The organism is Solidesulfovibrio fructosivorans JJ], from assembly GCF_000179555.1.
Lineage (GTDB): Bacteria > Desulfobacterota > Desulfovibrionia > Desulfovibrionales > Desulfovibrionaceae > Solidesulfovibrio > Solidesulfovibrio fructosivorans.
This window is the reverse complement of the sequence record NZ_AECZ01000013.1, coordinates 68,761-93,011: the sequence shown is the minus strand read 5'-3', so window position 1 is coordinate 93,011 and position 24,251 is coordinate 68,761. Positions and strand designations below refer to the sequence as shown.

The 24,251-nt window shown below is 64.4% G+C and carries 23 protein-coding genes; 17 read left to right on the top strand and 6 right to left on the bottom strand.

Annotated elements, in window-relative coordinates:
* Position 1: 1 nt before the first annotated feature.
* From nuoK to DESFRDRAFT_RS10955, 4 genes are all read right to left on the bottom strand, one after another.
* Positions 2-313, bottom strand: coding sequence for an NADH-quinone oxidoreductase subunit NuoK (gene nuoK / locus DESFRDRAFT_RS10970; RefSeq protein ID WP_005993878.1), 312 nt, complete (start codon positions 311-313; stop codon positions 2-4).
* Positions 310-825 carry an NADH-quinone oxidoreductase subunit J family protein gene (locus DESFRDRAFT_RS10965; protein WP_005993876.1) on the bottom strand — a complete coding sequence of 172 codons (516 nt, stop codon included), beginning with the start codon at positions 823-825 and terminating at the stop codon, positions 310-312. Before DESFRDRAFT_RS10965 ends, nuoK begins: the two co-directional genes overlap by 4 nt.
* A gap of 895 nt (positions 826-1,720) precedes the next feature.
* Positions 1,721-2,371, bottom strand: a complete 651-nt coding sequence (locus DESFRDRAFT_RS10960) for a class I SAM-dependent methyltransferase (protein ID WP_005993874.1) — start codon at positions 2,369-2,371, stop codon at positions 1,721-1,723.
* Positions 2,368-3,534 (bottom strand): DUF3419 family protein, encoded by a 1,167-nt coding sequence (locus DESFRDRAFT_RS10955; RefSeq protein ID WP_005993872.1) that lies wholly within the window; start codon positions 3,532-3,534, stop codon positions 2,368-2,370. Before DESFRDRAFT_RS10955 ends, DESFRDRAFT_RS10960 begins: the two co-directional genes overlap by 4 nt.
* Before the next feature lie 193 nt (positions 3,535-3,727).
* Here DESFRDRAFT_RS10955 and DESFRDRAFT_RS10950 point away from each other — a divergent pair, with 193 nt between their 5' ends.
* The 10 genes from DESFRDRAFT_RS10950 (at position 3,728) to DESFRDRAFT_RS10905 (ending at position 14,049) form a co-directional block, all read left to right on the top strand.
* Positions 3,728-4,417, top strand: coding sequence for a TerC family protein (locus tag DESFRDRAFT_RS10950; protein ID WP_005993870.1), 690 nt, complete (start codon positions 3,728-3,730; stop codon positions 4,415-4,417).
* A 209-nt stretch (positions 4,418-4,626) separates the two neighbouring features.
* Complete coding sequence (gene nifE / locus DESFRDRAFT_RS10945; RefSeq protein ID WP_005993868.1) at positions 4,627-6,036, top strand: nitrogenase iron-molybdenum cofactor biosynthesis protein NifE; 1,410 nt, start codon at positions 4,627-4,629, stop codon at positions 6,034-6,036.
* Positions 6,033-7,388, top strand: a complete 1,356-nt coding sequence (locus tag DESFRDRAFT_RS10940; RefSeq protein ID WP_005993866.1) for a nitrogenase component 1 — start codon at positions 6,033-6,035, stop codon at positions 7,386-7,388. Before nifE ends, DESFRDRAFT_RS10940 begins: the two co-directional genes overlap by 4 nt.
* A gap of 12 nt (positions 7,389-7,400) precedes the next feature.
* Positions 7,401-8,678: a radical SAM protein gene (locus tag DESFRDRAFT_RS10935; protein WP_005993865.1), complete on the top strand. Its 1,278-nt coding sequence runs from the start codon at positions 7,401-7,403 to the stop codon at positions 8,676-8,678.
* 441 nt (positions 8,679-9,119) lie between these two features.
* A complete protein-coding gene (locus DESFRDRAFT_RS10930) occupies positions 9,120-9,785 on the top strand; it encodes a tetratricopeptide repeat protein (protein ID WP_233489601.1) in 666 nt (221 codons plus the stop codon).
* Positions 9,782-10,435, top strand: a complete 654-nt coding sequence (locus tag DESFRDRAFT_RS10925; protein ID WP_005993861.1) for a flagellar brake protein — start codon at positions 9,782-9,784, stop codon at positions 10,433-10,435. The genes DESFRDRAFT_RS10930 and DESFRDRAFT_RS10925 overlap by 4 nt, the downstream gene beginning before the upstream one ends.
* Positions 10,436-10,969: 534 nt before the next feature.
* Positions 10,970-11,638, top strand: coding sequence for a molybdate ABC transporter permease subunit (gene modB, locus DESFRDRAFT_RS10920; protein ID WP_005993859.1), 669 nt, complete (start codon positions 10,970-10,972; stop codon positions 11,636-11,638).
* Between the two features lie 15 nt (positions 11,639-11,653).
* Positions 11,654-12,403, top strand: coding sequence for a molybdate ABC transporter substrate-binding protein (gene modA / locus DESFRDRAFT_RS10915; RefSeq protein ID WP_005993858.1), 750 nt, complete (start codon positions 11,654-11,656; stop codon positions 12,401-12,403).
* Positions 12,404-12,417: 14 nt separating this feature from the next.
* Positions 12,418-13,125 carry an ABC transporter ATP-binding protein gene (locus DESFRDRAFT_RS10910; protein ID WP_005993856.1) on the top strand — a complete coding sequence of 236 codons (708 nt, stop codon included), beginning with the start codon at positions 12,418-12,420 and terminating at the stop codon, positions 13,123-13,125.
* Positions 13,126-13,197: 72 nt separating this feature from the next.
* Positions 13,198-14,049, top strand: coding sequence for an alpha/beta hydrolase family protein (locus DESFRDRAFT_RS10905; protein ID WP_005993854.1), 852 nt, complete (start codon positions 13,198-13,200; stop codon positions 14,047-14,049).
* Between the two features lie 196 nt (positions 14,050-14,245).
* On the opposite strand, the gene DESFRDRAFT_RS10900 is transcribed toward DESFRDRAFT_RS10905, so the two are convergent.
* Positions 14,246-15,034 (bottom strand): 4Fe-4S binding protein, encoded by a 789-nt coding sequence (locus tag DESFRDRAFT_RS10900; RefSeq protein WP_005993852.1) that lies wholly within the window; start codon positions 15,032-15,034, stop codon positions 14,246-14,248.
* A complete protein-coding gene (locus tag DESFRDRAFT_RS10895; RefSeq protein ID WP_005993850.1) occupies positions 15,027-15,890 on the bottom strand; it encodes a substrate-binding domain-containing protein in 864 nt (287 codons plus the stop codon). The genes DESFRDRAFT_RS10900 and DESFRDRAFT_RS10895 overlap by 8 nt, the downstream gene beginning before the upstream one ends.
* Before the next feature lie 226 nt (positions 15,891-16,116).
* Here DESFRDRAFT_RS10895 and DESFRDRAFT_RS10890 point away from each other — a divergent pair, with 226 nt between their 5' ends.
* The 7 genes from DESFRDRAFT_RS10890 (at position 16,117) to gatA (ending at position 24,220) form a co-directional block, all read left to right on the top strand.
* Complete coding sequence (locus DESFRDRAFT_RS10890) at positions 16,117-16,815, top strand: FadR/GntR family transcriptional regulator (RefSeq protein WP_005993848.1); 699 nt, start codon at positions 16,117-16,119, stop codon at positions 16,813-16,815.
* A gap of 206 nt (positions 16,816-17,021) precedes the next feature.
* Entirely contained in the window at positions 17,022-18,059 is a 1,038-nt protein-coding gene (hrcA, locus tag DESFRDRAFT_RS10885; protein ID WP_005993847.1) for a heat-inducible transcriptional repressor HrcA, read from the top strand.
* An 80-nt stretch (positions 18,060-18,139) separates the two neighbouring features.
* On the top strand, positions 18,140-18,676 hold the full coding sequence (locus DESFRDRAFT_RS10880; protein WP_005993845.1) for a nucleotide exchange factor GrpE: 537 nt from the start codon (positions 18,140-18,142) through the stop codon (positions 18,674-18,676).
* Positions 18,677-18,805: 129 nt separating this feature from the next.
* Positions 18,806-20,722 carry a molecular chaperone DnaK gene (gene dnaK, locus DESFRDRAFT_RS10875; RefSeq protein ID WP_005993843.1) on the top strand — a complete coding sequence of 639 codons (1,917 nt, stop codon included), beginning with the start codon at positions 18,806-18,808 and terminating at the stop codon, positions 20,720-20,722.
* Positions 20,723-21,013: 291 nt separating this feature from the next.
* Complete coding sequence (locus DESFRDRAFT_RS10870) at positions 21,014-22,342, top strand: ABC transporter substrate-binding protein (RefSeq protein WP_233489600.1); 1,329 nt, start codon at positions 21,014-21,016, stop codon at positions 22,340-22,342.
* Between the two features lie 22 nt (positions 22,343-22,364).
* Positions 22,365-22,649 (top strand): Asp-tRNA(Asn)/Glu-tRNA(Gln) amidotransferase subunit GatC, encoded by a 285-nt coding sequence (gene gatC / locus DESFRDRAFT_RS10865; RefSeq protein WP_005993839.1) that lies wholly within the window; start codon positions 22,365-22,367, stop codon positions 22,647-22,649.
* Positions 22,650-22,753: 104 nt separating this feature from the next.
* Positions 22,754-24,220, top strand: a complete 1,467-nt coding sequence (gene gatA, locus DESFRDRAFT_RS10860; RefSeq protein WP_005993838.1) for an Asp-tRNA(Asn)/Glu-tRNA(Gln) amidotransferase subunit GatA — start codon at positions 22,754-22,756, stop codon at positions 24,218-24,220.
* The last annotated feature ends 31 nt before the right edge of the window (positions 24,221-24,251 follow it).

Below are 24,251 nucleotides of genomic sequence, written 5' to 3'. Positions count from 1 at the left end.
GCTACCCCTTCAGTTCGCTGGGGCCGTCCGCGGTGGCGTCCCCGAAACGTTTATTGACCACCAGGACAATGGCCAGGACCAGCGTGGCTTCGGCGGCGGCAAGCCCCATGACCAGCAGCGCGCCGAGCTGGCCGAGGACCGCGTCCATGGGCGTGAGCTGGGCGGCGGCCACGATGGAAAGCCCCGCGCCGTTTAACATCAGCTCCACGCCGATGAGCATGCCGATAAGGGTGCGCCGGGCCACCAGGGCATAAAGCCCCAGGCACAGCAGCAACACGGCCACGACCTGGTAAAGCACAAGCGGATTGTTCATCTGGGTTCTCGCTTTTCAAAGGCCAAGATGACAGCCCCGGCCATGGCCGCGAGCAGCACGACGGAGATGAGCTCGAAGGCCAGGGTGTAGGGACCGAGCAACCCGGCGCCGAGCTGGTCCGGGCTGACGTTTTTGGGCGTGGGGAATCCGACCGCGCCGTAGACGGCCAGAAGCGGCACCAGAATGCCCGCCGGGACGAGAAAGGCCGGGATGGCGCGCAGGATGCCGGCGGCCCCGGGCCCTTCCGCCTCGCCGCCGTCGGCGGCCGCGCGGGTGAGCATGATGGCGAAGAAGATCAGGACAGTGACCGCGCCGACATAGATGAGGATCTGCATCAGGGCCACGAAATCGGCCAGGAGCAGAAGATAGAGTCCGGCTACGCCAAAAAGGGCCACAACAAGGCCCAGCATGGCCCTGACGAGACTGGCGGCGGTAACGGCAAGGCCGCCGCCGGCCAGGACGATCAGGGTGTAAAAGGCGAAGGCGAACTGGCCAAGATACATTTCGTTCATAAGCGCCCCGCTGCTCTCATTTTGGAAATCGAACAAGCTGATTTCCAGCGGTCAAAGGCCTCATCCGTAAATAGAACCGGACACCAACACAACAAAACAGTCCATTTTACTGACAGATAAAATGATAAAAAAAATCAAACATGCCTTTTCACATCAGGCATTTTCAACTCAACACTTCTTTTCTTTATTTTCTCAAGATGCTTAACACCCGGCAGGATATTTTCTTTTCTTGACACCACTTTTACTTCTGCATTTTTCTATTCAAACACGTGCCGGCAGCAAGTGCCACTATGTTTTATTTCCATTTTGCAGTCAGCGACACTTAGAACAACACCAGCTTCTATCCAGCCAGCATCATTTTATGATATTTTTTTCACATTTTGTTTCCGGAAGAAACGCGACACCACCGCGCACCTTGTATCATACTGGAATTTTCAAACAACAACCGCGTCAGCCGTGCCATGATTTTTACCATCAGTGTTACGACTGCCGGAAGCTTATAAACCCCTTTTCCCACGGCAGTCAAGGATGAAAAAGTTACCTTAATGTAGCAGATCGCCCCTCCCGCCGCCAGAGCATCATTTCTATAAATACGACTCCATGATGCCGCCCCACAAACGCCTTCCAAGATAAATATTTTAAATAATTAAATTAATACAAACAAAATCAATCCCTGAAAAATTTTCTCCCCGCCCATGACTCGTAAAACCTCACCTCCCCGATGCATAATGCAACCGGCAAAACAGCGGCAGCTTGTGCCGCGCAGCACGAATGACGCACTAGCCGCGCAATGAACGGCATGGAAATTGTGAAAAAAGTGAAGATCACACGCCTTGATCAGGGCGGGAGGCGAAGGTTATCCGGCAGGGGCTGGGGCAGAGCCCCAGTCCCGCTCCTACCGCTCGTGCGAGCGCGCTTGGCCCAGATAACAGAAATAGTCCCAGCCCCCGCCGTAAGCGGCCCTTGTATCCCTGCGCAGCACGGCAAAACGGCTGCCCAGGGCGGGGAGCAGATGGTCGTCCATGCGCACGTGGTTGACGCCCATCCAGCGCTCGAACCAGGGGAAGCGGGTGCGGCGGAAGTCGGCCACGGCCAGGATACCGTTTGGGGCGAGATGGTTGCGCGCCGCGTCCAGAGCGGCGTCGAAGCCGGGGTTGAACATGGTCAGGCTGTAGGAAAAGAGGATGAGGTCGGCGCTGGCGGGATCGAAGCTTTCGGGGGCATAGGGCGCGCAGAGAAGCCGCACGCGCGCGGCATGACCGGCCGTGGCGCGCCTCGCCCGGTCGAGCATGGAGGGGCACAGGTCGATGCCGGTGACCCGGGCGGCGGGAAAGGCCGTCAGCAGACGGGAAAGGTTGCGACCGGTGCCGCAGCCGACCTCCAGAATGCGCAACGGTGCCGCGCGGCGGGGGCCGAGAGCGGCGGCGGCCAGGCGCACGATGCGATCGCGGCCGAAGAGAAAGCACCAACGCGTGGCGTCGTAGATGCGGGCGTGCCACTTGTAGTAGCCGAGAAGCGCCTCGTTGGCGCAGCTGTCGCCGTTCATGCCACCACCGCCAGATGCTGGCTGCCGTAGGTGCCGACGCGGTCGGCGGCATGGAGCGGCTCGGTCAGCTCCGGGAAAAAGCGCAGCCGCCGGCGGGCCTCGCGGGGCAGAAAGTCCACGGTCAGCCCGGCCGAGCGCATGAGGATGCGCGCCCCGGGAGCGGCATTGGCGAAAATGAGCTCCCATTCCTCGGCCAAGGCGGCCGGCGCGTGGCTGGCCAGCCAGTCCTGGTGGTCGAGAAGAATGAAATGGGTGTAGCCGGGGCCGTCATGGCGGCGCAGAAAACCGCTTAGGGTGTCGGTATGGGCGGCCAGGCGCGGCAGGCGGTCGCGGATGGCCGCGAAATTGTCGGCTTTGAGGTACTCGGGGCAACAGCGCCGGGTGTAGCGGCCGGTCAGGTAGACGCGCCAAAAGTAGTTCTCGGCCATGGGCGGCCCGGTGAAAACCTGCTTGATCTTGTCGCGGACAAAACCTTCCAGGCCGCCGGGATGGGAGGCGCGGATGAGTTCGATTTGCGGACGCGGCACGCCGAGCATGGCCATGGTTTCGGGCCGGCCGACCAGCCAGCGGCTCAGGCGATCCCAGAATATGGGTTCGACTTCGTCGAAAACGCGGCGCTGTTCCTCGGGACTTTCCGCGCGAAGCAGCAGGGGGATATTGCGCCGCAGGCCGGGCTTGAGCGCGCTGAGCATTTTCGAGAAGGCAAAGGCCACCACGCCGGACGCGCCGTGGTAATAAAAGGACCGCGACAGGCGGCCGGCCTTGAAATAGGCGATGTTGCGATCCCAGAAATCAGCGGCGTAAGCCGGCAACGCCTCCCGGATACGATGGTAGATGCCGGCGCAGGCCACCCCGCCGCCGTCGCCGAAAAAGGCGTAGAGCTCCTCGAAGGAGGCCTGGGTGAAAAGCGCCCTCTTGAGCTCGAGCAGGGCGTTCTGGCGGAAATTGACGTCCACGCAATCGATTCGGGCCGGGTCGTCGAGGAGGTAATCCAGGGCGTTGTCCCCGGCCGAGGTGATGACCGCCACGCGCGAATCCGGGGCCAGTTCCAGCAGTTGCCGGTCCAGGCGCGGGTCTTCCCAGCAGGTGTTGTAGACGAGGCGGTTGCCGTGAACGAGGCGGAAAAAGGCGTCCTGGACGCGGGTGGGGAGTTTTTTTGCCATGGGTGTGGGCGGAGTCCGGTTGGCCGACAGGTTGGCCGGTTGGTTGGGAAATGAGCTGTCGACCGCCGCTTATACGCAACGCCCCGGCCCGGCAGGCGACGGGACAGTGACGGGCGTGAGACAATCCTGCCGCCCGGAGGGCATTGCCCCGGCCGGCCCGGTTTGCTAGAGCCGGCTTGCCAAGGGAGCACCCATGCCTGATTTTCTCTCCGGTTTTTCCTTTTCCCCCGATTTCCTGCTGCAACTTTTAAGCATCGTGGCCATCGACGTGGTGCTGGCCGGCGACAACGCCGTGGTCATCGCCCTGGCCGTGCGCAACCTGCCGCCCCGGTCCCGCACGAAGGGCATCGCCGTGGGAGCCGGTGCGGCGGTGGTGTTGCGCGTGGCCCTCACCTTCGTCGCGTCGCAACTCCTCGACCTGCCCTTTTTGAAGCTTGCCGGAGGCCTGCTCGTGGCCGTGATCGCGGTCAAGCTCTTCGCCGAGGGCGATGCGGCGGACAAGGAAAAGTCCTGCACGACCTTTTGGCAGGCCATAACCACCATTGTCGCCGCCGACCTGGTCATGTCCACGGACAACATCCTGGCCGTGGCCGGCGCGTCCCGGGGCAACCTGGCCTTGCTCATCTTCGGCCTGGGGCTGTCCATCCCCTTTGTCGTCTTCGCGGCGAACGCCCTGTCGCGCCTTATGGACCGGTTCCCGATCATCATCGCGCTCGGCGCGGCCGTGCTCGGCAAGGTGGCGGCGGAGATGATCCTGACCGACGCCTGGGTCGCCTCGCTGGCCCGGCCCGGCCAAACGGCGGTCTATGCCGGCGAAATCGTCGGGGCCGTGGGCGTGGTGGCCGCCGGCCGCTTCTGGGCCCGCCGGGCGGCCAGGACCTGACATTGCGGAGAACCGCGCGCCCTTTCCAGCCACGCTTTTGTACGTGAGCGTGCCTGCCTCTACATTTCTGTCGGTGCCCCGCGTACAATTTTGTAACATTCTCCGTGCGCCCGGCAAAAAATCCTGCTAAATCAATAAGAATCCCCCTGGCATGATCCTTGTAGAGTCTCGCTGACCCCGACATATGGTGACCGGGGAAAGGAGCCTTCATGGAACAGGCCATTTTCGAAGAACGGCGCGATCAGATCCACCGCAAGGGTGAAGGGCCTTTTGAACTGGCCTGCAACCGCGACAGCCTGGCCGGGGCGGTGTCCCAGCGGGCCTGCGTCTTTTGCGGTTCGCGCGTGGTGCTCTACCCCATCGCCGACGCCCTGCATCTGGTCCATGGCCCCATCGGCTGCGCCGTCTATACATGGGATATCCGGGGCGCGCTTTCCTCCGGCCCCGAGCTGCATCGCTTAAGCTTCTCCACCGACCTCCAGGAACGCGACGTCATCTTCGGCGGCGAGAAAAAGCTCAAGACCGCCCTGCTCGAACTCATCACACGCCACAAGCCCAACGCCGCCTTCGTCTACGCCACCTGCATCGTGGGCATCATCGGCGACGATGTGAACGCGGTGTGCCGCGACGTGGCCGCGACGACCGGCATCCCGGTCATCCCGGTCCAGTCCGAGGGGTTCAAGGGCAACAAGCGCGAAGGCTACGCCGCCGCCTGCAAGGCCCTTTTCACCCTGGCCGGCACCGGCGACACCTCGGACATCAGCCCCATGTCGGTCAACATCCTGGGCGATTTCAACCTGGCCGGCGAAATCTGGATCATCCGGGAATACTTCGAAAAGATGGGCGTCCAGGTGGTGGCCAACATCACCGGCGACGGCCGGGTGGCCGACGTCCGCCGCTGCCACGGCGCCGGGCTCAACATCGTGCAGTGCTCCGGCTCCACCATGGAGCTGGCCAAGATGATGGAAGAGAAGTTCGGCACGCCGTTTCTGCGCGTCTCCTACCTCGGCATCGAGGACATGGCCGACTCGCTCTACGCCGTGGCCGACCACTTCAAACACCTCGATCCGGGCATCGTCGAGCGCACCCAGAAGCTCGTGCGCGAGGAACTGGGCGTGCTTTTGCCCAAGCTCAAGGAGTACCGCAAGGACCTCGAGGGCAAGAAGGCGGCCGTCTACGTCGGCGGCGCGTTCAAGGCCTTCTCGCTGATCAAGGCCTTCCGCCACCTCGGCATGAAGGTGGTCCTGGTCGGCTCCCAGACCGGCACCAAGGAAGACTACGAGGAGCTGGCCTCCATCTGCGACCCGGGCACGGTCATCGTCGACGACTCCAATCCGCTGGAACTCTCGAAATTCGTCAAGGAACTCGACGTGGACCTCTTTGTCGGCGGGGTCAAGGAACGGCCCATCGCCCACAAGCTCGGGGTCGGCTTTTGTGACCACAACCACGAGCGCAAGGAAGCCCTGGAAGGCTTCGTCGGCATGCTCAATTTCGCCAAGGAAGTGCACGCCTCGGCCACCAGCCCCATCTGGCGCTTCGTGCCCAGGCGCGAGGCCATGGCCAAGGCCATAAAGGAACAGGAGACCGCCAAGCGCGCGGCCGGGGGAGAAGGCATATGAGCGATTCGCCGTACGTTTCCACCACCAACGCCTGCAAACTGTGCACGCCGCTCGGCGCGGCCCTGGCCTTTCGGGGCGTCGAAGGGGCCATCCCCTTCCTGCACGGCTCGCAGGGTTGCGCCACCTACATGCGCCGCTACATCATCAGCCATTTCCGCGAACCCATGGACATCGCCTCCTCGGCCCTTGGCGAAAAGCAGGCGGTCTTCGGCGGCGGCCCCAACCTCAAGAAGGGCATCCTCAACGTCATGTCCAAGTATGGGGCCACGGTGGTCGGCGTGGCCACCACCTGCCTGACCGAAACCATCGGCGACGACGTGCCCGGGCTTCTTGCCGAATTTCGCAAGGAGTTCGCCGACCTGCCCCTGCCCGAGATCGTGAACGTCTCTACCCCGAGCTACTCCGGCACCCATATGGAGGGGTGGCACGCGGCCACGGCCGCGCTGGCCTCCCAGCTCGTGCGGGAAAAGGTCCCGGCCGAGCGCCGCGTCAACCTCATGCCCGGCTTCGTCTCCCCGGCCGACATCCGCTATTTCAAGGAAATCCTGGACGACTACGGCGTCGCCTATACGGTCCTGCCCGACATCTCCGAATCCATGGACCGGCCGGCCCTGCTCGACTACGAGAAGCTGCCCGCCGGCGGCACGCCCGTGGCCGCCATCCGGGCCATGTCCGGCGCGCTCGGGTCCATCGAATGCGGCCGGGCCGACCACATGGCCGAAAGCGCCGCCACCAACCTCGAGCGCCGCTTCGGGGTGCGCAACATCCGCGTCGGCATTCCCATCGGCGTGCGCGAGTCCGACGACTTCTTCGCCGCCCTGGAAGAACTCACCGGAACGCCCCTGCCGGAAAAGTACGCCGCCGAGCGCGGCCGGCTCATCGACGCCTACGTCGACGGCCACAAGTACGTGTCCGGCAAAAGGGCCATCGTCTACGGCGAGGAAGACCACGTCATCGCCATGGTGGCCTTTCTGGCCGAAATCGGCGTCAAGCCCATCCTGGCCGCGACCGGCGCCACCTGCCGCAACTTCAAGCAGGCCCTGGCCGACGTGACCGAGGGCATCCTGCCCGAACCGCCCGAGGCCAGGGAAGGCGTGGACTTCCACGACATCGCCGAACAGGCCGCCGACCTTGCCCCGGACCTTCTCGTCGGGCACAGCAAGGGGTATCGCTACGCCAAGGACATGGGCGTGCCGCTCCTGCGCGTCGGCTTCCCCATCCACGACCGCTTCGGCGGCCAGCGCTTGCTCCATGTGGGCTATCGCGGCACCCAGGCCCTTTTCGACCGCCTCGTCAACACCATTCTCGAGCGCAAGCAGGCCGGCAACGAGATCGGCTACGGCTATCTCTAAAAGGAGCGCGCAATGACCATCACCAAGGACCTTTCCAAGCACCCCTGCTTCAATCGCGAGTCCGCCGGCTCCTGCGGCCGCGTCCACCTGCCCGTCGCGCCCAAGTGCAACATCATGTGCAACTTCTGCAACCGCAAGTACGATTGCGTGAGCGAATCGCGCCCGGGCGTGACCAGCGCCGTGCTCTCCCCGGAGCAGGCCGTGGCCTACATGGAAAAGGTGCTGGAAAAAGAGCCCCGCATCACGGTGGCCGGCATCGCCGGCCCGGGCGATCCCATGGCCAACCCGGAAGCCATCGAGACCATCCGCCTGCTCAAGGAAAAATTTCCCCAGATGCTTTTCTGCCTGTCCACCAACGGCCTGGCCCTGCCGGCCCGGGCCGCGGAACTGGCCGAACTCGGCGTCTCCCACGTCACGGTCACGGTCAATGCCGTGGACCCCAAGATCGGCGCCAAGATTTATGCCTGGGCCCGGGACGGCAAGGTCATCCACCGGGGCGAGGACGCGGCCAGGCTGCTGCTCGAGCGTCAGCTGGAAGGGATCAAGATCCTTAAGGAAAAAGGCATCATCGTCAAATCGAACACCATCGTCATCCCCGGCGTCAACGACCAGCACGTGCTGGAAGTGTCCCGGAAGCTCTCCGAACTCGGGGTGGACATCCAAAACATCATGCCGCTTTTCCCGGTGGCCGAAACGCCCTTCGCCGAGGTGCCCGCGCCCACGGCCGAGATGATCAAGGACCTGCGGGCCAAGGCCGGCGAGAACCTTCCCCAGATGAGCCATTGCAAGCGCTGCCGGGCCGACGCCGTGGGCCTTTTGTGCAACGACCGCTCGGGCGAGCTGGCGCCGCTGCTGCACGAATGCTCCCACACCGTGCCCGGAACCGACCTGTCCAAGCGCCCCTATGTGGCCGTGGCCACCCGCGAGGGCATGCTCGTCAACATGCACCTGGGCGAAGCCCACAAGTTCCAGATCTGGAAGCAGGAAGACATCGGCTTTTCCTACGTCGAGGAGCGCTACGCCCCGGACCCGGGCGCCGGGCCCAAGCGTTGGGAGGAACTGGCCAAGGTGCTCTCCGACTGTCGGGCCGTGCTGGTGGCGGCTTACGGCGAAACGCCGCGCAAGGTGCTGACCGCGGCCGGCGTGCTGCCCTACGAATGCTCGGGCTTTGTGGAAGCGGCCCTGACCGAGGTGTACGGGGCGGGGGACCTCTCCCTGCTCAAAAGCCGGCGCAAGGGCCTGGGCAAGGCCTGCGGCTGTAGCGGCGGCAGCGGCGAAGGCTGCGGCTGAGGCCCCGATACGCGGCAACACGCCGGGGAACGGCAATAGCGTATCCCGGCGTCAATCTTTATGAAAGCGGCGATCCACCGGCAATCAGAGGTGGGTCGCCGCTTCCTTTCTTTTGACAACCACATAATGCCGTTATACGTTTCATCTATTATTCCGCGACATATGACCATCATCCAAACGTCGTCTTGAAGGGGCCGGACACTACCTGAGAAAACAACAAAAAGGCACTCGATCCACACTTGCCTCCGTCGATCGACACTGTAACAGGATATGCGGCACACTGAGCATCTCGATAGAGCAGACGAAATCGAACCGTCCTCAGACACCCTTGGGCATGCCCTTGACGAAAGTCACGTCCTAGGCGTCTACGCTCGCAGCCAAGACGCCAGGACAGGGATTGGCGGAACGGCCAAAAGCTATACCCAGGAAACGCTTTGGTTCGTGCGTCGCATCAACGATGAGGATTATTGCGTCCAGCCTTTAAACGCCAATTCCATTCCATCCGGGCCTGTTACGACCCTCTCCAAAGGCGAATTCCTTCGCAGCTATCAACCGCGTCCCGGCTATTACGAAAAACGCTGCCTGCCCTTTCTCGAGTCCCTCAAGAAGAAAATCGCCACGGCCGACAAATATCTCGACGCGGGCAATCTCGACGCCGCCGAAAAGGAATTCATCAAGGCCCTGCTTCTGGACGAGAAAAACCCCAAGGCCAACATCGAACTGGGCAAAATCTCGCTGCAAAAAGGCGACGGGAAAAAGCTGGCCTCGGCCATGCGGCGCATCCTCGGCATCGACGCCCTGTTCCAGGAGCAGGAGCGCCATCTCTTCAACACTTTCGCCATTTCCCTGCGCAAGGAAAAACGCTTCGCCGAAGCGCTGGCCCTGTATGAGCAGGCCCTTTCGCGCAACACCGCCGACGAGAACCTCCATTTCAACATGGCCCGGGCCCTGGCCGAAGGCGGCGACATCCCCGCCGCCCGCGACCATCTGCGCCAGGCCCTGGCCCTGCGTGACGATTTCGCCGAGGCCGAGCGCTACCTCGCCCATCTCGACGCACTGGCCGATGCCGGCAACGACGACGGGCTGGGGAGCATGGGAGCGGCATGAGGTTTCGCGGCGACTTCTCCCTGCACTGCCCGCCCGGCACCAGGGTGCTGCTCGAACTTGCGGGCCTGGAGGAAAAACTGGCCACGGCCTGCGTGGGGCATCAGCGCGGCCGGTTCGTGGTCGTGCAGATGCCGTCGACCACGGAAACCGCCCGCGACGCCCTGTACCAGCTGCTTTATCCCGACAACACGGTGATCGCCCGCTACCTGCACGAAGGCTCCGTGGTGGGATTTTCCGCGCGGCTCATCAGGTGCATCCAGATTCCCTTCCCCCTCATCTTTCTCACCTACCCGGCCCATCTCGAATCCCACGACCTGCGCAAGCACAAACGCATCACGTGTTGCCTGCCCGGGCGCATCCGCCTGGGCGACGGCTATGTCGAGGGATTGCTCATGGACGTCAGTATTTCCGGCTGCCAGTTTTCCATTCCGCGCAAGGCGTCCGCGCCGGAGCCGGCCATCGACGCGGTGGTGGAACTGTCCTGCGAACTGATCGGTTCCGCCGCTCAGACGACATTCACCTGCGCGGTCAAACGCGTTCTCACCTCGGCCCGCCGGGTGGACCTCGGGCTCAAATTCAAGGAGATGCCCCAGGCCATCCGGGAAAGCCTGGTCGACTACCTCAATACCGCCAGGCACGTCCTGGGTTGATCCCCCGGCCGCCGAACTCCGCTTGCGACGAAATCGTCGCAAATTCTCCTCCTTTTTTGTTCGTTTGAAGCCGAAAGGGACAATAGCCCTCGCGCCCTTTCCCAATCTGCGCTCCTTTGCGAAAGGCACCGTTCTTGCTTGTCGTTTCTTGCAAACAAGGAGACGCCATGCTTGTATATCTGCTGTTCCAGCTTATTTTCCCCACCGCCCCCCTTCTTCCGGCTCCCTGCACCGTTCGCGAATGTTGCGACCGGCCCGGGACAAGGAAGTCCTCTGCGTCGTGATTTGGACAAAATGACCCTGACTGAGGCGCCGTAGAGACGAAAAATTCCTGCAACGCCTCGGTCCATCCCGGCACAAGCCACATCTGGAACACGTTACAGGGAAGCAACTGGCACCTGTTAGACAAAATTCGTGTGACTCTATACAGAAGGCCGTCCTTTCCCTATCGTCTCCGCACTATGGATCATGGCGCCCGGCATGTGCGGCGCGCCGCAGCCTGTCGCGCCCACGCGCCGAGGAAGACGTCTTCGTATGTTTGACGCCAGCGTTCTTTCGCCTTTGCTTTTGACCCTCAAGATTTCCGTATTGGCCACGGCTTCGGCCTGTATTCCGGCCATCGCCCTGGCCCGTGTGGCCACGGTGCGCAATTTTCCCGGACGGGACCTCGCCGACGCCGTCCTGACCCTGCCCATGGTGCTGCCCCCGACCGTTCTTGGCTACTACATCATCGTGGTCCTCGGCCGCCGGGGCGTCGTCGGGCAGTATCTGTGGGAGCATTTCGGCTTCAACATCATGTTTACCTGGGAAGGCGCGGTCATCGCCGCGGCGGTGGTGGCCTTTCCCCTGGTCTACCGATCGGCCAGGGCCGCTTTCGAGGGCGTGGACGAAAATCTGGAAAACGCGGCCCGAACGCTCGGGTCCACGGAAACGGCCATTTTTTTCCGGGTGTCCCTGCCGCTGGCCCTGCGCGGTCTTTTGGCCGGCATCATGCTGGCCCAGGCCAGGGCCATGGGCGAATTCGGCGCCACGCTCATGGTCGCCGGCAACCTGCCCGGCAAGACCCAGACCATGTCGCTGGCCGTCTACAGCGCCATGGCCGCCAACAACGAAACCCTGGCCAACACGCTGGTGCTCATCATCTCCGTGGTGTGCGTCAGCCTGCTCGTCGTCGTGGCGAAAGTCATCAAACCCAAAACATGAGTAAGGAGTAGCGCGATGTTGAAAAAAAGCCTGCTGACCCTGACGCTGGTTCTGGCCCTGGCCCTGCCGGCCGCGGCCGCCCAGTTGACCGTGTCCGCCGCGGCCAGCCTCACCGACGCCTTCAATGCGGTGAAAACGGCCTACCAGAAGGAGCATCCCGGGGTCACCCTCAACATGAACTTCGCCGCTTCCGGAGCGCTGCTCTCCCAGATGGAACAGGGCGCGCCCGTCGACGTCTTCGCCTCGGCCAACCAGAAGACCATGGACAAGGCCGTGGGCAAAAAGCTCATCGACACCGCCACCCGCGTCAACTTCGCCCAGAACTCCCTGGTCCTGGCCGTGCCCGCCGCCAATCCGGCCAAGGTGAAAGACCTCGCCTCCCTCAAGGGCGCCGGCGTCAAGACCATCGCCATCGGCAACCCCGAAACCGTGCCCGCCGGCGCCTACACCAAGACGGCGCTGACCAAGGCCGGCGTGTGGGATACGCTCAAGGCCAAGTTCATCATGGCCGAGTCCGTGCGCCAGGTGCTCAATTACCTCACCCGGGGCGAGGTCGACTGCGGCTTCGTTTACGGCACCGACGCCACGCAGGGCGGCGACAAGGTGGCGGTCATGGCCGAAATTCCCCTGGAAAAGCCGGTGAGCTACCCCATCGCCGTGCTCTCGAACGCCGCCAACAAGAAGGACGCCGCTTCCTTCATCGCCTTCGTCACCAGCCCCAAGGGTCAGGAAATCCTGGCGAAGTTCGGCTTCAAGAAACCGTAACGCAAGGTTGGTCCATGCGCATCACCATCAACATCGCCAAGTCCTACAAGTCGGACACGCGGGATTTCCACCTGCACTCCGAATTCGCCACCTCGGGCAACCGGGTGGTGCTGTTTGGCCCCTCCGGTTCGGGGAAAACGCTGACGCTTCGCGCCATCGCCGGGCTCATGCGGCCCGACACGGGCAGCATCACCGTGGACGGCCGTATCCTCGTCGACACGGCCGACCGCGTGTTCGTGCCCCCGCGCTCGCGGAACATCGGCTATCTCTTCCAGGACTATGCCCTGTTTCCCCACCTCACCGTGCGCCAAAACGTGGGCTTCGGCCTCAAACGGCTTTTCGGGCGCATCAGCCCTGAAAACGCCGAACGCGTGACGCGGATCATGGACCTTTTCGGCATCACCCCCCTGGCCGAGGTCAGGCCGTCCCGCATCTCCGGCGGGCAGCGGCAACGCGTGGCCTTGGCCAGGGCCCTTGTCGGCGATCCCAAGGCGCTGCTCCTCGACGAACCCTTTTCCGCCCTGGACGTGCCCCTGCGCCAGAGGCTGCGGGTGGAACTGGCCAGCATTTTAAACCGGCTGGACATCCCGCTGGTCATGGTCACCCACGACCCGGCCGATGTGGCCTTTTTCGGCGGCGACGTGGTCCATTACGCCGAGGGCAAGGTCAAGGAAATCCTCTCGGCCGAGGCCATGCGCCGGTCCTTGGTGCGCGTGGCGTAAACGTCATTTGACGCGCTGCCCCCGCCCGGGTACGGGGGAGACAATAAAGCCTCGTTGCGATAGGGATCGACCATGAACAGCCTGACCGACGCCGCCGTTGCGACCACGCCCATCACCGCCGCCAACCTGGAAACCGTGATGGCCGTGGTGTCCGACGCCGCCTACCGCGACGACGCAAGCCTCGTCGCGGCGCTTACGACCGACGGGCTGACCCAGCTCGACCTGACCGGGAACGGCACGGGAACCTATATCGCCGGCAATGCCGCCTTCGACGCCTGGACCACGGTCATAAACGACGAACCGGCGGCGACCATCGCCTTTCGCGGCACCGACGACATCAACTATTCCCTCGACGGCCTAAGCGCCTACCTCGGCAGCACCGACGCCACGTATTGGCTCGATACCGAGGGCTACTACCACCTGCTCGACCAAGGGATCGACGCCTTCGACGCCGCGGTTTCGGCCCTGGGCATAAGCCAGGTCTACGTCACCGGACACAGCCTCGGCGGCGCGGCCGCCCAGGCCTACATGGCCGAGCATCCCGACACCGCCGCGACCGACTACACGGCCGTGGTTTTCGGTTCCCTGGGCCTTTCCGGCGGCGATGGGGGCTGGGGCACGGACGCCCGAATAACGGCCTTTGCCGACGCCTCGGATTTCACCAATTCCATCGGCACCCAGACGGCGGGGCTCACCATCACCGTGGAGACGGGCACGACCAGCGTTTCCTCGGGCCTCGACCTGGCGACGCTGCTAACCGATCCGGCCTCTTTTCTCACCACGCACTCCATCGCGCTTTTCGCCGACGACGCCGACCGCTACGACGCGGCCAAGGCCGGCATCCCATCCACCGACGTGACCACGTTCATCACGGCCAAGGCCGACCTCAACGGCCTGACGCTGACCGTATCCCCCTTGGCCTGAGCGGGCCCAGACACAAAAAAAGGCCCGGGGAAACCCAGCCTTTCGACCACGTCCCCCCAGGCTCTCTTCTCAGCATTTCACATTACAACGTATTTCCGCACGATCCCTTTATAAGGAAGTTTAGGAAGGGGAGAGCGCGAGAGGGGAGAACCCTTTTTAAAGGGTTTCCCCTCTCGCATCCTCCTCTTCTCAAAAACTAGCCATTCCTCCCCTCCACCTCCATCGGCTTGCGGCCGAAGCCGATGGCGTCGACGGGGCACACGCCCAGGCAGTCGCCGCAGTTGGTGCAGTTGGCTTCCTCGGGACGCGTGGCCAGTTCGCATATCCGGTCGCACTTGCCGCAGCCGGTGCAGGCGCTCGTCTTGAAGACCTTCCAAACCGCCACGCCCTTGGTCGCTTCCAGCGCGCCGCCCATCGGACAGGCGAACCGGCACCAGGCCCCGGCCAGGACAAATCCCAAGGCCAGAATGCCCAGGACGACGAAGAAACGCACCAGCCACAGCAGGCCGGCATGGTCGAAGGTCAGGATCGCGGATTCGAAAAAGGCCCCCACCCGGATCGGCACGTCGGCCCGGGGCTGACCCATTATATAATAGATGTAAAGACAGGCGGCGAGGGCCAGATATTTGCCGTAGCCAGCCAGACGCAGGGCCTTGCTTCCGTATCTGCGGCCAAAGGGGGCGAACTTGCCGAAAAGCTGCACGGCCAGCCCGCCCGGGCAGAGCCAGCCGCAAAAAGCCCGGCCGACAGCCAGGACCGAGAGCGGCAAAAGCAGCCAAAACCCCCAGTAGGTGGAGAAGACCCGGCCCGGACAGGTAATGACCGGACAGTTCTGGCAACTGACAAACGGCACCACGAAGGGACAACGCAGCAGGCCATAAAGAGACCATTCGCCAAGCACCGCCAGACCGGCGATCTGCACGATCCGACGCCACAGGCGCACCCGCGCCGAAGAAGCCTTGCCGGCAACCGCAAGCTCAGACATCGCGCACCCCGTATTTTTCCACCAGTCGCCGGCCCTTGTCCGAGATGGCCGGGATGAACCCCTGGCGCTCGAAATGGGCCTGCCCTTCGGGCGAGACCAGAAAGTTGGCATAGCGCTCGGCCAGGTCCTTGTTGGTCGCGCTCTCCATGACGCCGACGGTGAAGGTCATGGGCGGCGGCGGGAAAAAACCTTCGTCGATGGGCACGACGTCCATGCGGCCGGCAAACTGGGGCAGCCGCGTCACCCGCAGTTCGACCACGGACACGTCGCCGCGTCCGGAGAGGATGTCGTCCATGACGCGCTGGACGCAAGTGCCCTCGGTCACGGCGTTTTTCCGGGCCGCTTCCAAGACCCCGGCTTTTTTGAGCAGGGCAAGAGACGCCGCGCCCCCGGGCGGGGAAGCCTCCGGGGCCAACACCACCTTGACTCCGGGCCGGGCCAGGTCCTCGACGCTTTTGATGCCGGCCGGATTGCCCGGCGGCGTGACCAGCACGTATTGCGTGAAGCAAAGCGGCTTGAACCAGGCCATCTTGCCGGTGGCGCGCAGTTTTTGGGCCAGGGCCAGCACCCGGGCGGCGAACACGTCAGTGGTGGCCGAGCCGAGCAGGGATTTGCCGAGCGCCGCGGCAAAGGCCCCGGTATAGGCCACCTTGGCGCCCGCTTTGGCCTCGAACTCCAGGTTGGCCGGCATCATGGCCTCGGCCAGCCCGCCGCACGACCAGACCCGCAGCACCTCGCCCGACTGTACCGCCTGGGCCGCCCGCGCCGGCGCGACGCCGCAAAGCGCCCCGCAGGCGGAAACCGCGGCTGTCTTGAGAAAAAGACGCCGTCCCGGACAATCCGTTTTCTCCCGCATCGCCCCTCCTTTGGTCCCTCTCCGGACCGGATGTCGTGAAGCGGCCAGCCTACGGCATCGACACGGCACAATCCAATACCCTGTTTCTATCCGAGGACGCTTGAGGTATCGAGCACAGCGATGCTGCCCCGGATTCTCCGGCCTCTGACGTACCGGGCTCACGGCTGATGCCCCGTTGACAAAAGTCACGAAAATTCTGTACCGAGACCAAGGAGATCATCAGACGATGCCGACCCGCCTTACCCCCGTGCGCAGCCGCAAACTCGGCGATCTCGTCATCCAGCAGATCCAGGAAAAGATTTCCCTGGGCGTGTTTGCGCCGGGGTCCAAAATCCCCACCGAACCCACGCTCATGGCCCAGCTTGGCGTGGGCCGCTCCACCGTGCGCGAGGCCGTACGCGTGCTGGTCAGCGCCGGGCTTTTGGAAGTGCGCCAGGGCGACGGCACCTACGTGCTGGAGCGCCCTTCGGGCCACGAACCACTGGAATACCGCCTGCGCCGGGCCAAGGCCGAGGAGATACGCGAGGTGCGGCGCATCCTCGAGGTGGAGACGGTCCGGCTGGCCGCCGCCAACCGCAGCGCCGCCGATATCGAGACCATGCGCGAGTGTCTGGAGAAAAAGCAGGCCGCACATGCCGCCGGCGACGCCCACGGTTACGTGACCGCCGACATCGCCTTCCACACCGCCGTGGCCACGGCCAGCGGCAATGGACTTTTGGCCGACCTCTACCGCAGCTTCTGCATGGTCTTTCAGGACTTTCTCGACACCCTTATCGCCGACCGGGGCGTCAACCAGTACCAACACCGCATCCACACGGGCCTTTTGACCGCCATCGTCGACAAGGACCCCGAAGCGGCCGTGCGCTTCGCCCTCGAGGCCATGGACCGCACCACAAACGACGCCCAGGCCCTCGCCGCCCGGTAGCCGTCGCGCATGTCCCGGGGCCGGCTCCGTCGCTTTGCCCGGAGCCTTGGAGGCAGTCGGAAGCCTCGCGGCGATTCGTTTTGAAAACCCCTGTTATTTTGAGAAGATATACCTTCATTTACGCCTCTTCCCTTGACACGCCGTGATCGGATTGTTACTCGTTTGGCACTCTGTTGATTCGAGTGCCAAACTGGGGATGCACCATCATGACGCTTCAGGATCGCGAACGGGACGTGCTGACCACCATCATCGAGGTCTATATCGCCACGGCTTCGCCGGTCGGGTCCCGGGCCGTTTCCAAAATCAGCACCCTGGGCCTGTCCCCGGCCTCCATCCGCAACATCATGGCCGACCTGACCGAGGCCGGCTACCTGGACCAGCCCCACACCTCGGCCGGCCGGGTGCCCACGCCCAAGGCCTTCCGCTTCTACCTCGACACGGTCATGCGTCCCTCGCCCCTGGCCGCCAGGCAGCGCCGCCGCATCGCCGGCGACCTGGCCACGGCCGGGCTCGAGGTGGGCGACCTGTTGCGCCGGGCCTCGCGCGTTTTGGCCGGGTTGTCGCTCCAGGTGGCCATGGTCATCGCGCCCAAGCAGGCCGACGCGCGGTTCAAGCGCATCGACTTTTCCCTGCTGAACCCCGGGCTGATCATGGTCCTGCTGGTGCTCCAGGGCGGCCTCGTGCGCACCCGGGTCATCGAGACCGCCCCCGAGGTCACGGCCGACAACCTCGTCAGCTACGCCAATTATTTGAATGACCTGTTCGGGGACATGACCGTAAGCGAGGTCCGGGCCAGACTCGTGCGCGAACTCGAGGAAGCCAAGCGGACCGTCAACGCCCTGTGCCGGCAGGCCCTGACCCTGGCCAGCTCCGCCCTCGACGGGGAGCGCGAGGCGGCAAGCGAAGTCATCGTCGACGGCACGTCCAACATTCTCGGCCAGCCGGGATTCACCGACGCCGAACACCTGCGCGAGCTTATGCGCGTACTTGAAGAGCGCACGATCCTGCTCGAACTACTGGACAAAACCGCAAACGAGCTTAAAACGGTAATAACCATCGGCGGCGAACTTGACCGCGCCGCCCTGGCCGACGTCGGCGTCATCACCGCGCCCTACGGAGCGGGCTCCCATCCGCTGGGGGCCATCGGCCTCATCGGCCCGTTGCGCATGGATTACGCCAAGCTGGTGCCTGTGGTGAATTTTACCGCCGACACCTTGAGCCGGCTGCTTGACCGGCGTTTTTAACCGAAAAAGCCTCCGCTTGTGTCGCGACCGGTTATTGCCGGCCTTTTTTCGCGTCCAAGCGGGTACGTCCTGGAGGAAGCATGTCACCTGAGCCGAAAAATCCCGAAGACGCCGCCACCCCCGAGGAAACCGGCGCGACCGACCTCTCCCCCGAGGCGGAAATCGAGCAGCTTCGCGCCGAGCTGGCCGCCGAAGCCGACCGCCGCCTGCGCACCCTGGCCGAAACCGAAAATCTCAAAAAACGCCTTCTGAAGGAAAAGGAAGAGTTCCAGAAGTACGCCACCGAATCCCTGGTGTCGGAACTTCTGCCCGTCCTCGACCACCTCGACCTGGCCCTGGCCCATGGCCGGGGCAACGAAGCCTGCAAGGACTTCGTGGTCGGCGTGGACATGACCAGAAAGGCCTTCGTGGACATCCTGGCCCGCCACGGCGTGGCCGAATTCGGCGCCGAAGGCGAGGCGTTCAATCCCGAAACCCACGAGGCGCTGGGCATGGCCGCGCGCCCCGACCTGCCCGACGACGCCGTGGCCCAGGTGGTCCAAAAGGGCTACAGCCTGCGCGGCCGTCTGCTGCGGCCGGCCAAAGTCATGGTCAACAAGGCCCAAAACGCCGGTTAGGACCCCTTTTTTTTCGCCAAAGCCCCTTTACTCGCATGAATCGGGCCTTATATAGCTGCCTGTCACCAGGAAATTATCCGTCCGCAGGACGAGAGACCATACCGGAACCACCAAGGAGGAAAGGCTATCATGGGTAAGATAATCGGGATCGACCTCGGGACCACCAACTCCTGCGTTTACGTCATGGAGGGCAAGGACCCGAAGTGCGTCACCAACCCCGAGGGCGGCCGCACCACCCCGTCCATCGTGGCCTTTACCAAGGAACGGCTCGTGGGCGAAATCGCCAAGCGCCAGGCCGTCACCAACCCCGAGCGCACCATTTTCGCCATCAAGCGCCTGATGGGCCGCAAGTTCGACGGCCCCGAGGTCACGCGCTGGCTCGAGCACTGTCCTTATAAGATCGTCGAAGGCACCGGCGGCGACGCCTACGTCGAGGTCGAGGGCAAGAAGTACAGCCCGGCCGAGATCTCGGCCATCATTCTCGGCAAGCTCAAAAAGGACGCCGAAGCGTACCTGGGCGAGCCCGTGACCGAAGCCGTCATCACCGTGCCGGCCTACTTCAACGACGCCCAGCGGCAGGCCACCAAGGACGCCGGCCGTATCGCCGGCCTCGAGGTCAAGCGCATCATCAACGAGCCCACGGCCGCTTCACTCGCCTACGGCTTCGACAAGAAGTCCAACGAGAAGATCGCCGTGTTCGACCTCGGCGGCGGCACCTTCGATATCTCCATCCTGGAAGTCGGCGACAACGTCGTTGAAGTGCGCGCCACCAACGGCGACACCTTCCTCGGCGGCGAGGACTTCGACCAGCGCGTCATCAACTACCTGGTCGAGGAGTTCAAGAAGGAAAGCGGCATCGACCTGGCCCAGGACCGCATGGCCCTGCAGCGCCTCAAGGAAGCCGGCGAAAAGGCCAAGAAAGAACTTTCCACGGCCATGGAGACCGAGGTCAACCTGCCCTTCATAACGGCCGACGCCTCCGGTCCCAAGCACATGATGGTCAAGCTCACCCGCGGCAAGCTGGAATCCCTGGTCCACGACCTGGTCCAGCGCACCGTGGAGCCCTGCCGCAAGGCCCTGGCCGACGCCGGGCTCAAGGCCGCCGACATCGACGAGGTCGTGCTCGTCGGCGGCATGACCCGTATGCCGCTGGTCCAGAAGACCGTGCAGGAATTCTTCGGCAAGGAGCCCAACCGCTCGGTGAACCCGGACGAGGTCGTGGCCATGGGCGCGGCCATCCAGGGCGGCATCCTGGCCGGCGACGTCAAGGACGTGCTGCTGCTCGACGTGACCCCGCTGTCGCTTGGCATCGAGACCCTCGGCGGCGTGTTCACCAAGCTGATCGACCGCAACACCACCATCCCGACCCGCAAGAGCCAGGTGTTCACCACGGCCGCCGACAACCAGCCGTCCGTGTCCATCCACGTGCTCCAGGGCGAGCGGCCCATGGCGAACGACAACATGACGCTCGGACGTTTCGAGCTGACCGGCCTGCCGCCGGCGGCCCGCGGCATCCCGCAGATCGAGGTCACCTTCGACATCGACGCCAACGGCATCGTCAACGTCTCGGCCAAGGACACCGGCACCGGCAAGGAGCAATCCATCCGCATCACCGCCTCCTCGGGCCTGTCCGAATCCGACATCCAGAATCTCATCAAGGATGCCGAGTCCCACGCCGAGGACGACAAGAAGAAGCAGGAAATCATCGAGGTGCGCAACCAGGCCGACACCCTGGTCTACACCACCGAGAAGTCCCTGGCCGAGCTCGGCGAGAAGGTCGACGCCGCCACCCGCGGCGAAATCGAAGCCAAGCTCAACCACGTCAAGGAGACCTTGAAGGGCGAGGACGGCGACGCCATCAAGCGCGCCACCGAAGACCTGTCCCAGGCCTCGCACAAGCTGGCCGAGACCCTCTACCAGCAGAAGGCCCAGGCCGGCGGCGCCCAGCCCGGCGGCCCGGAGGCCGGTCCCGCCGGCGGAGCCCAGGCCGGCAAGGCCGGTTCCGACGAGGACGTGGTCGACGCCGATTACACCGAAGTGAAGTAGCCGCGCCGGGCGCGCACTTGCTTTCGCGTCCGATCACGCGTAGTTGAAAGCCTGATCCGTCCCCTAGACGGGTCAGGCTTTTTTCATGCTAGGCCACGGCGGCACGGCCGCCAAACCCCCGGTTCGCCCATGCACGCCAAGACTCCATTTATACGCATTCCCCCCCGCCTTGCCGCGAGGTTGCTGTTGTGTCTCGTCCTGTCCGTCGCCCTCTCGGGGTGCGGCGGCTTTTTCGGCGGTTCCCAAACGCCGCCGCCTCCGCCGACGCCGCATGCGCCGCCCCCAGCGGTCGTGACGCCCGCTCCGCCGCCAAAGCCCGTGGCCCAGAACACCGTGGCCGTGCTGCTGCCCCTGGGCGGTCCGTTCCGCGAACTCGGCGGCAAGGTGCAAAAGGGCATCAAGGCGGCCCAGGACGAACTGGCCGCGGCCGGCACGCCCCTGGACGTCATCGTCATCGACGCGACCCAGCCCGATTGGGTCAACACCCTGCGCAACCTGCCGCCGGAAGTCGGCGTGGTGGGCGGGCCGATGCACCCCTTGACGCTCAAGGAGCTGCAATCGACCGGGATGTTGCAATCCCGGGTCTTTCTGGCCTTTTTGTCCAACCTCGGCGAGGCCCGTGAGGGCATCGACGCCTGGCGGTTTTTCCCCAGCGCGGCCGATGAGATCGACGCGCTTTTGCGCCTGTCGCTGAGCAATTACGGCATCACCCAGTTCGGCATCCTGCGCCCCGGCGACCGCTACGGGCAGTCCATGAGCGAGGCCTTTGCCCTGGCCGCGGCCCAGCTCGGCGGGCAGATCACGGCCACGGGCGTGTATTCGCCCCAGGACGCCACGGGCTGGGACGCCACCGTGTTGGAGATGCTCAAGACCGGCGGCGGCCGCCCCGGCTTCGGCGCCGTGTTCATCCCGGACGACTGGTCCCGGGCGGACAAGGTGCTGGCCAACTTCTTCCGCAACAAGGTCGACGATCTGCTCATCCTCGGCCCGCAGCTGTGGACCGAGGCCCTCTACCGCGCGGCCGCCAACAAGACGCCGATCAACATCAACAACTACCGTCTGGCCGTGTGCCCCGGAGCCTGGTGGCCCGAAAGCCAGGGCAAGGCCACCCAGAACCTCATCGCGGCCATGCGCGCCGCCGGCGACGAGCACCCCGACATGTGGGAGGCGCTCGGCTACGACTTCGCCCGCTTCGCCGCCCGCCTGGGCCGGCTGCCCCAGGGCACGCCGCCACAGGAAGTCAGCGCCCGCCTCGCCCAGGCCGCCACAGGCATGGAGTTCAGCATGGCCCCCCTGTCCTACGGACCGGATGGCCGGGCCCATGTGGCCATGTACCTGTTTCGGCCGTCCGTGGCCGGGCCGGTGCTGCTCGATCCCGAGGGATTCCGCCAGCGCCTGAACGCCATCCGGCAAAAGGCCCTGGAAAATCCGGCCCCGGAAACCGAGCAGTCCTATTCGCCCAATCCCGCGCCGGCCGCCCAGCCGGAAACGCAGCCATACGCGCCGGCCCCGGCCCAGCCGCAACCGGCCGCGCCGACCACGCCCCAGCCGGGGCAGCAGCAACAACCCGCCCCGTTGGTGCCGGTTCCGGCCCACCAGCAGGTCATGTCGGTCTCCTGATGACCCAAGGAAGTTTGTTTTTATGAAGATCAGCCCGGAAGAAGCGGCCAAGGTGGCCAAACTGGCGCGGCTTCGTTTCGACGAGGAGGCCCTGGCCGGATTCGCTGGCCAGATGGAAGACATCCTGGCCTATATGGACACGCTCGGCGCGGTGGATACCCAAGGCGTGGAGCCGCTTTACAGCCCGGTGCTCCACGACACGCCGCTACGTGAGGACAAGGCGCAAAAGACCTGCCCCCGCGACAAGGTGCTGGCCAACGCGCCGGCCACCGACGGCCAGTTCTTCGTCGTGCCGAAGATCGTTTAAGAAAAGAGAAGCCGCGCGGGACGCCGCCCCGCACCCCGCCGGGGACAAGCATCCCCCGGCCCCCCGAATCAGGGGAAAGGGGGCATGTGCATAAAGGATTTGTCATGTCCGAGATTTGTCGTCTGTCCCTGACCGAAGTCCGCGACAAACTGGCCGCCGGAGAAATCAAGGCCGAGGAGGCCGTCGCCGCCTGCCTGAGCCGCATCGAGGCCACCGAGCCCAGGATCAAGGCCATCCTCACCCTCACCGCCGAGACCGCCCTGGAGCGAGCCAAGGCCATGGACGCCGCCGGTCCGGACGCCGGCAAACGCCTGTGGGGCGTGCCGGTGCTCATCAAGGACGCCATCTGCGTGGCCGACGCCCCCACCACCTGCGCCTCCAAGATCCTGGAAAATTTCGTCCCCTTCTACGACGCCGCCTGCATCGCCAAGCTGCGGGACGCCGGCGCGATCATCCTCGGCAAGGCCAACATGGACGAGTTCGCCATGGGCTCTTCCACGGAAAATTCCGCTTTCAAGGTCACGGCCAACCCCTGGGACACCTCCCGCGTTCCCGGCGGATCGAGCGGCGGATCGGCCGCGGCCGTGGCTTCCGGCCAATGCTTCGCCGCGCTCGGCACCGACACCGGCGGCTCCATCCGCCAGCCCGCCGCCTTTTGCGGGACGCTCGGCATAAAGCCCACCTACGGCCGCGTGTCGCGCTACGGGCTGGTCGCCTACGGCTCGAGCCTCGACCAGATCGGGCCGCTTACCCGCAATGCCGCCGACGCCGCCGCAATGCTCACCGTCATTTCCGGCCACGATCCCCGGGATTCCACCTCCGCCCCGCGCGAAGTCCCGGATTTCGAGGCCGCCATCGCGGAGGCCAAGGACCTTACGGGCCTCACCATCGGCCTGCCCGACGAATACTGGGGCGAGGGCGTGGACGAGGAAGTGCGCGCCGCCTGCCGGTCGGCCGTGGATACGGCCCAAAAACTCGGCGCCAACGTCGTGCCCGTCTCCCTGCCCCACACCCCCTACGCCGTGGCCACCTACTACATCGTGGCCATGGCCGAAGCCTCCTCCAACCTGGCCCGGTTCGACGGCGTTCGCTATGGCTACCGCGCCCCGGACGCCAACTCCCTGGAGGAGCTCTACGAACTGTCGCGCTCCCGGGGCTTCGGCCACGAGGTCAAACGCCGCATCGTCATCGGCACCTACGTGCTCTCGGCCGGCTACTACGACGCCTACTACCGCAAGGCGGCCCAGGTCCGACGCCTCATCCGCCAGGATTTCCTCGACGCCTTCACCAAGTGCGACGTCATCTGCGGCCCGACCTCGCCCTTCGCCGCCTTTCCCATCGGCCAGATGTCCGGCGATCCACTCAAGATGTACTTGAGCGACATCTTTACGATTTCCCTGAACCTCGCCGGCCTGCCCGGACTCTCCATGCCCGTGGGCCTGGGCAAGGATTCGCACATGCCCATCGGCATGCAGCTCTTCGGCCCGGCTTTCGACGAAACAACCATCCTGCGCACGGCCAAGGTCCTCGGCGACGCTTTGCCGGCGTTGCCTTATCCTGTAGGCTTATAACTATCAAGCATAGCTATAACTATTTACTGTT

What these genes read in the sequence shown, in the direction of transcription:
- nuoK (WP_005993878.1), bottom strand. Translation starts at nt 313, where the DNA reads ATGAACAATCCGCTTGTGCTTTACCAGGTCGTGGCCGTGTTGCTGCTG.
- DESFRDRAFT_RS10965 (WP_005993876.1), bottom strand. Translation starts at nt 825, where the DNA reads ATGAACGAAATGTATCTTGGCCAGTTCGCCTTCGCCTTTTACACCCTG.
- DESFRDRAFT_RS10960 (WP_005993874.1), bottom strand. Translation starts at nt 2,371, where the DNA reads ATGAACGGCGACAGCTGCGCCAACGAGGCGCTTCTCGGCTACTACAAG.
- DESFRDRAFT_RS10955 (WP_005993872.1), bottom strand. Translation starts at nt 3,534, where the DNA reads ATGGCAAAAAAACTCCCCACCCGCGTCCAGGACGCCTTTTTCCGCCTC.
- DESFRDRAFT_RS10950 (WP_005993870.1), top strand. Translation starts at nt 3,728, where the DNA reads ATGCCTGATTTTCTCTCCGGTTTTTCCTTTTCCCCCGATTTCCTGCTG.
- nifE (WP_005993868.1), top strand. Translation starts at nt 4,627, where the DNA reads ATGGAACAGGCCATTTTCGAAGAACGGCGCGATCAGATCCACCGCAAG.
- DESFRDRAFT_RS10940 (WP_005993866.1), top strand. Translation starts at nt 6,033, where the DNA reads ATGAGCGATTCGCCGTACGTTTCCACCACCAACGCCTGCAAACTGTGC.
- DESFRDRAFT_RS10935 (WP_005993865.1), top strand. Translation starts at nt 7,401, where the DNA reads ATGACCATCACCAAGGACCTTTCCAAGCACCCCTGCTTCAATCGCGAG.
- DESFRDRAFT_RS10925 (WP_005993861.1), top strand. Translation starts at nt 9,782, where the DNA reads ATGAGGTTTCGCGGCGACTTCTCCCTGCACTGCCCGCCCGGCACCAGG.
- modB (WP_005993859.1), top strand. Translation starts at nt 10,970, where the DNA reads ATGTTTGACGCCAGCGTTCTTTCGCCTTTGCTTTTGACCCTCAAGATT.
- modA (WP_005993858.1), top strand. Translation starts at nt 11,654, where the DNA reads ATGTTGAAAAAAAGCCTGCTGACCCTGACGCTGGTTCTGGCCCTGGCC.
- DESFRDRAFT_RS10910 (WP_005993856.1), top strand. Translation starts at nt 12,418, where the DNA reads ATGCGCATCACCATCAACATCGCCAAGTCCTACAAGTCGGACACGCGG.
- DESFRDRAFT_RS10905 (WP_005993854.1), top strand. Translation starts at nt 13,198, where the DNA reads ATGAACAGCCTGACCGACGCCGCCGTTGCGACCACGCCCATCACCGCC.
- DESFRDRAFT_RS10900 (WP_005993852.1), bottom strand. Translation starts at nt 15,034, where the DNA reads ATGTCTGAGCTTGCGGTTGCCGGCAAGGCTTCTTCGGCGCGGGTGCGC.
- DESFRDRAFT_RS10895 (WP_005993850.1), bottom strand. Translation starts at nt 15,890, where the DNA reads ATGCGGGAGAAAACGGATTGTCCGGGACGGCGTCTTTTTCTCAAGACA.
- DESFRDRAFT_RS10890 (WP_005993848.1), top strand. Translation starts at nt 16,117, where the DNA reads ATGCCGACCCGCCTTACCCCCGTGCGCAGCCGCAAACTCGGCGATCTC.
- hrcA (WP_005993847.1), top strand. Translation starts at nt 17,022, where the DNA reads ATGACGCTTCAGGATCGCGAACGGGACGTGCTGACCACCATCATCGAG.
- DESFRDRAFT_RS10880 (WP_005993845.1), top strand. Translation starts at nt 18,140, where the DNA reads ATGTCACCTGAGCCGAAAAATCCCGAAGACGCCGCCACCCCCGAGGAA.
- dnaK (WP_005993843.1), top strand. Translation starts at nt 18,806, where the DNA reads ATGGGTAAGATAATCGGGATCGACCTCGGGACCACCAACTCCTGCGTT.
- gatC (WP_005993839.1), top strand. Translation starts at nt 22,365, where the DNA reads ATGAAGATCAGCCCGGAAGAAGCGGCCAAGGTGGCCAAACTGGCGCGG.
- gatA (WP_005993838.1), top strand. Translation starts at nt 22,754, where the DNA reads ATGTCCGAGATTTGTCGTCTGTCCCTGACCGAAGTCCGCGACAAACTG.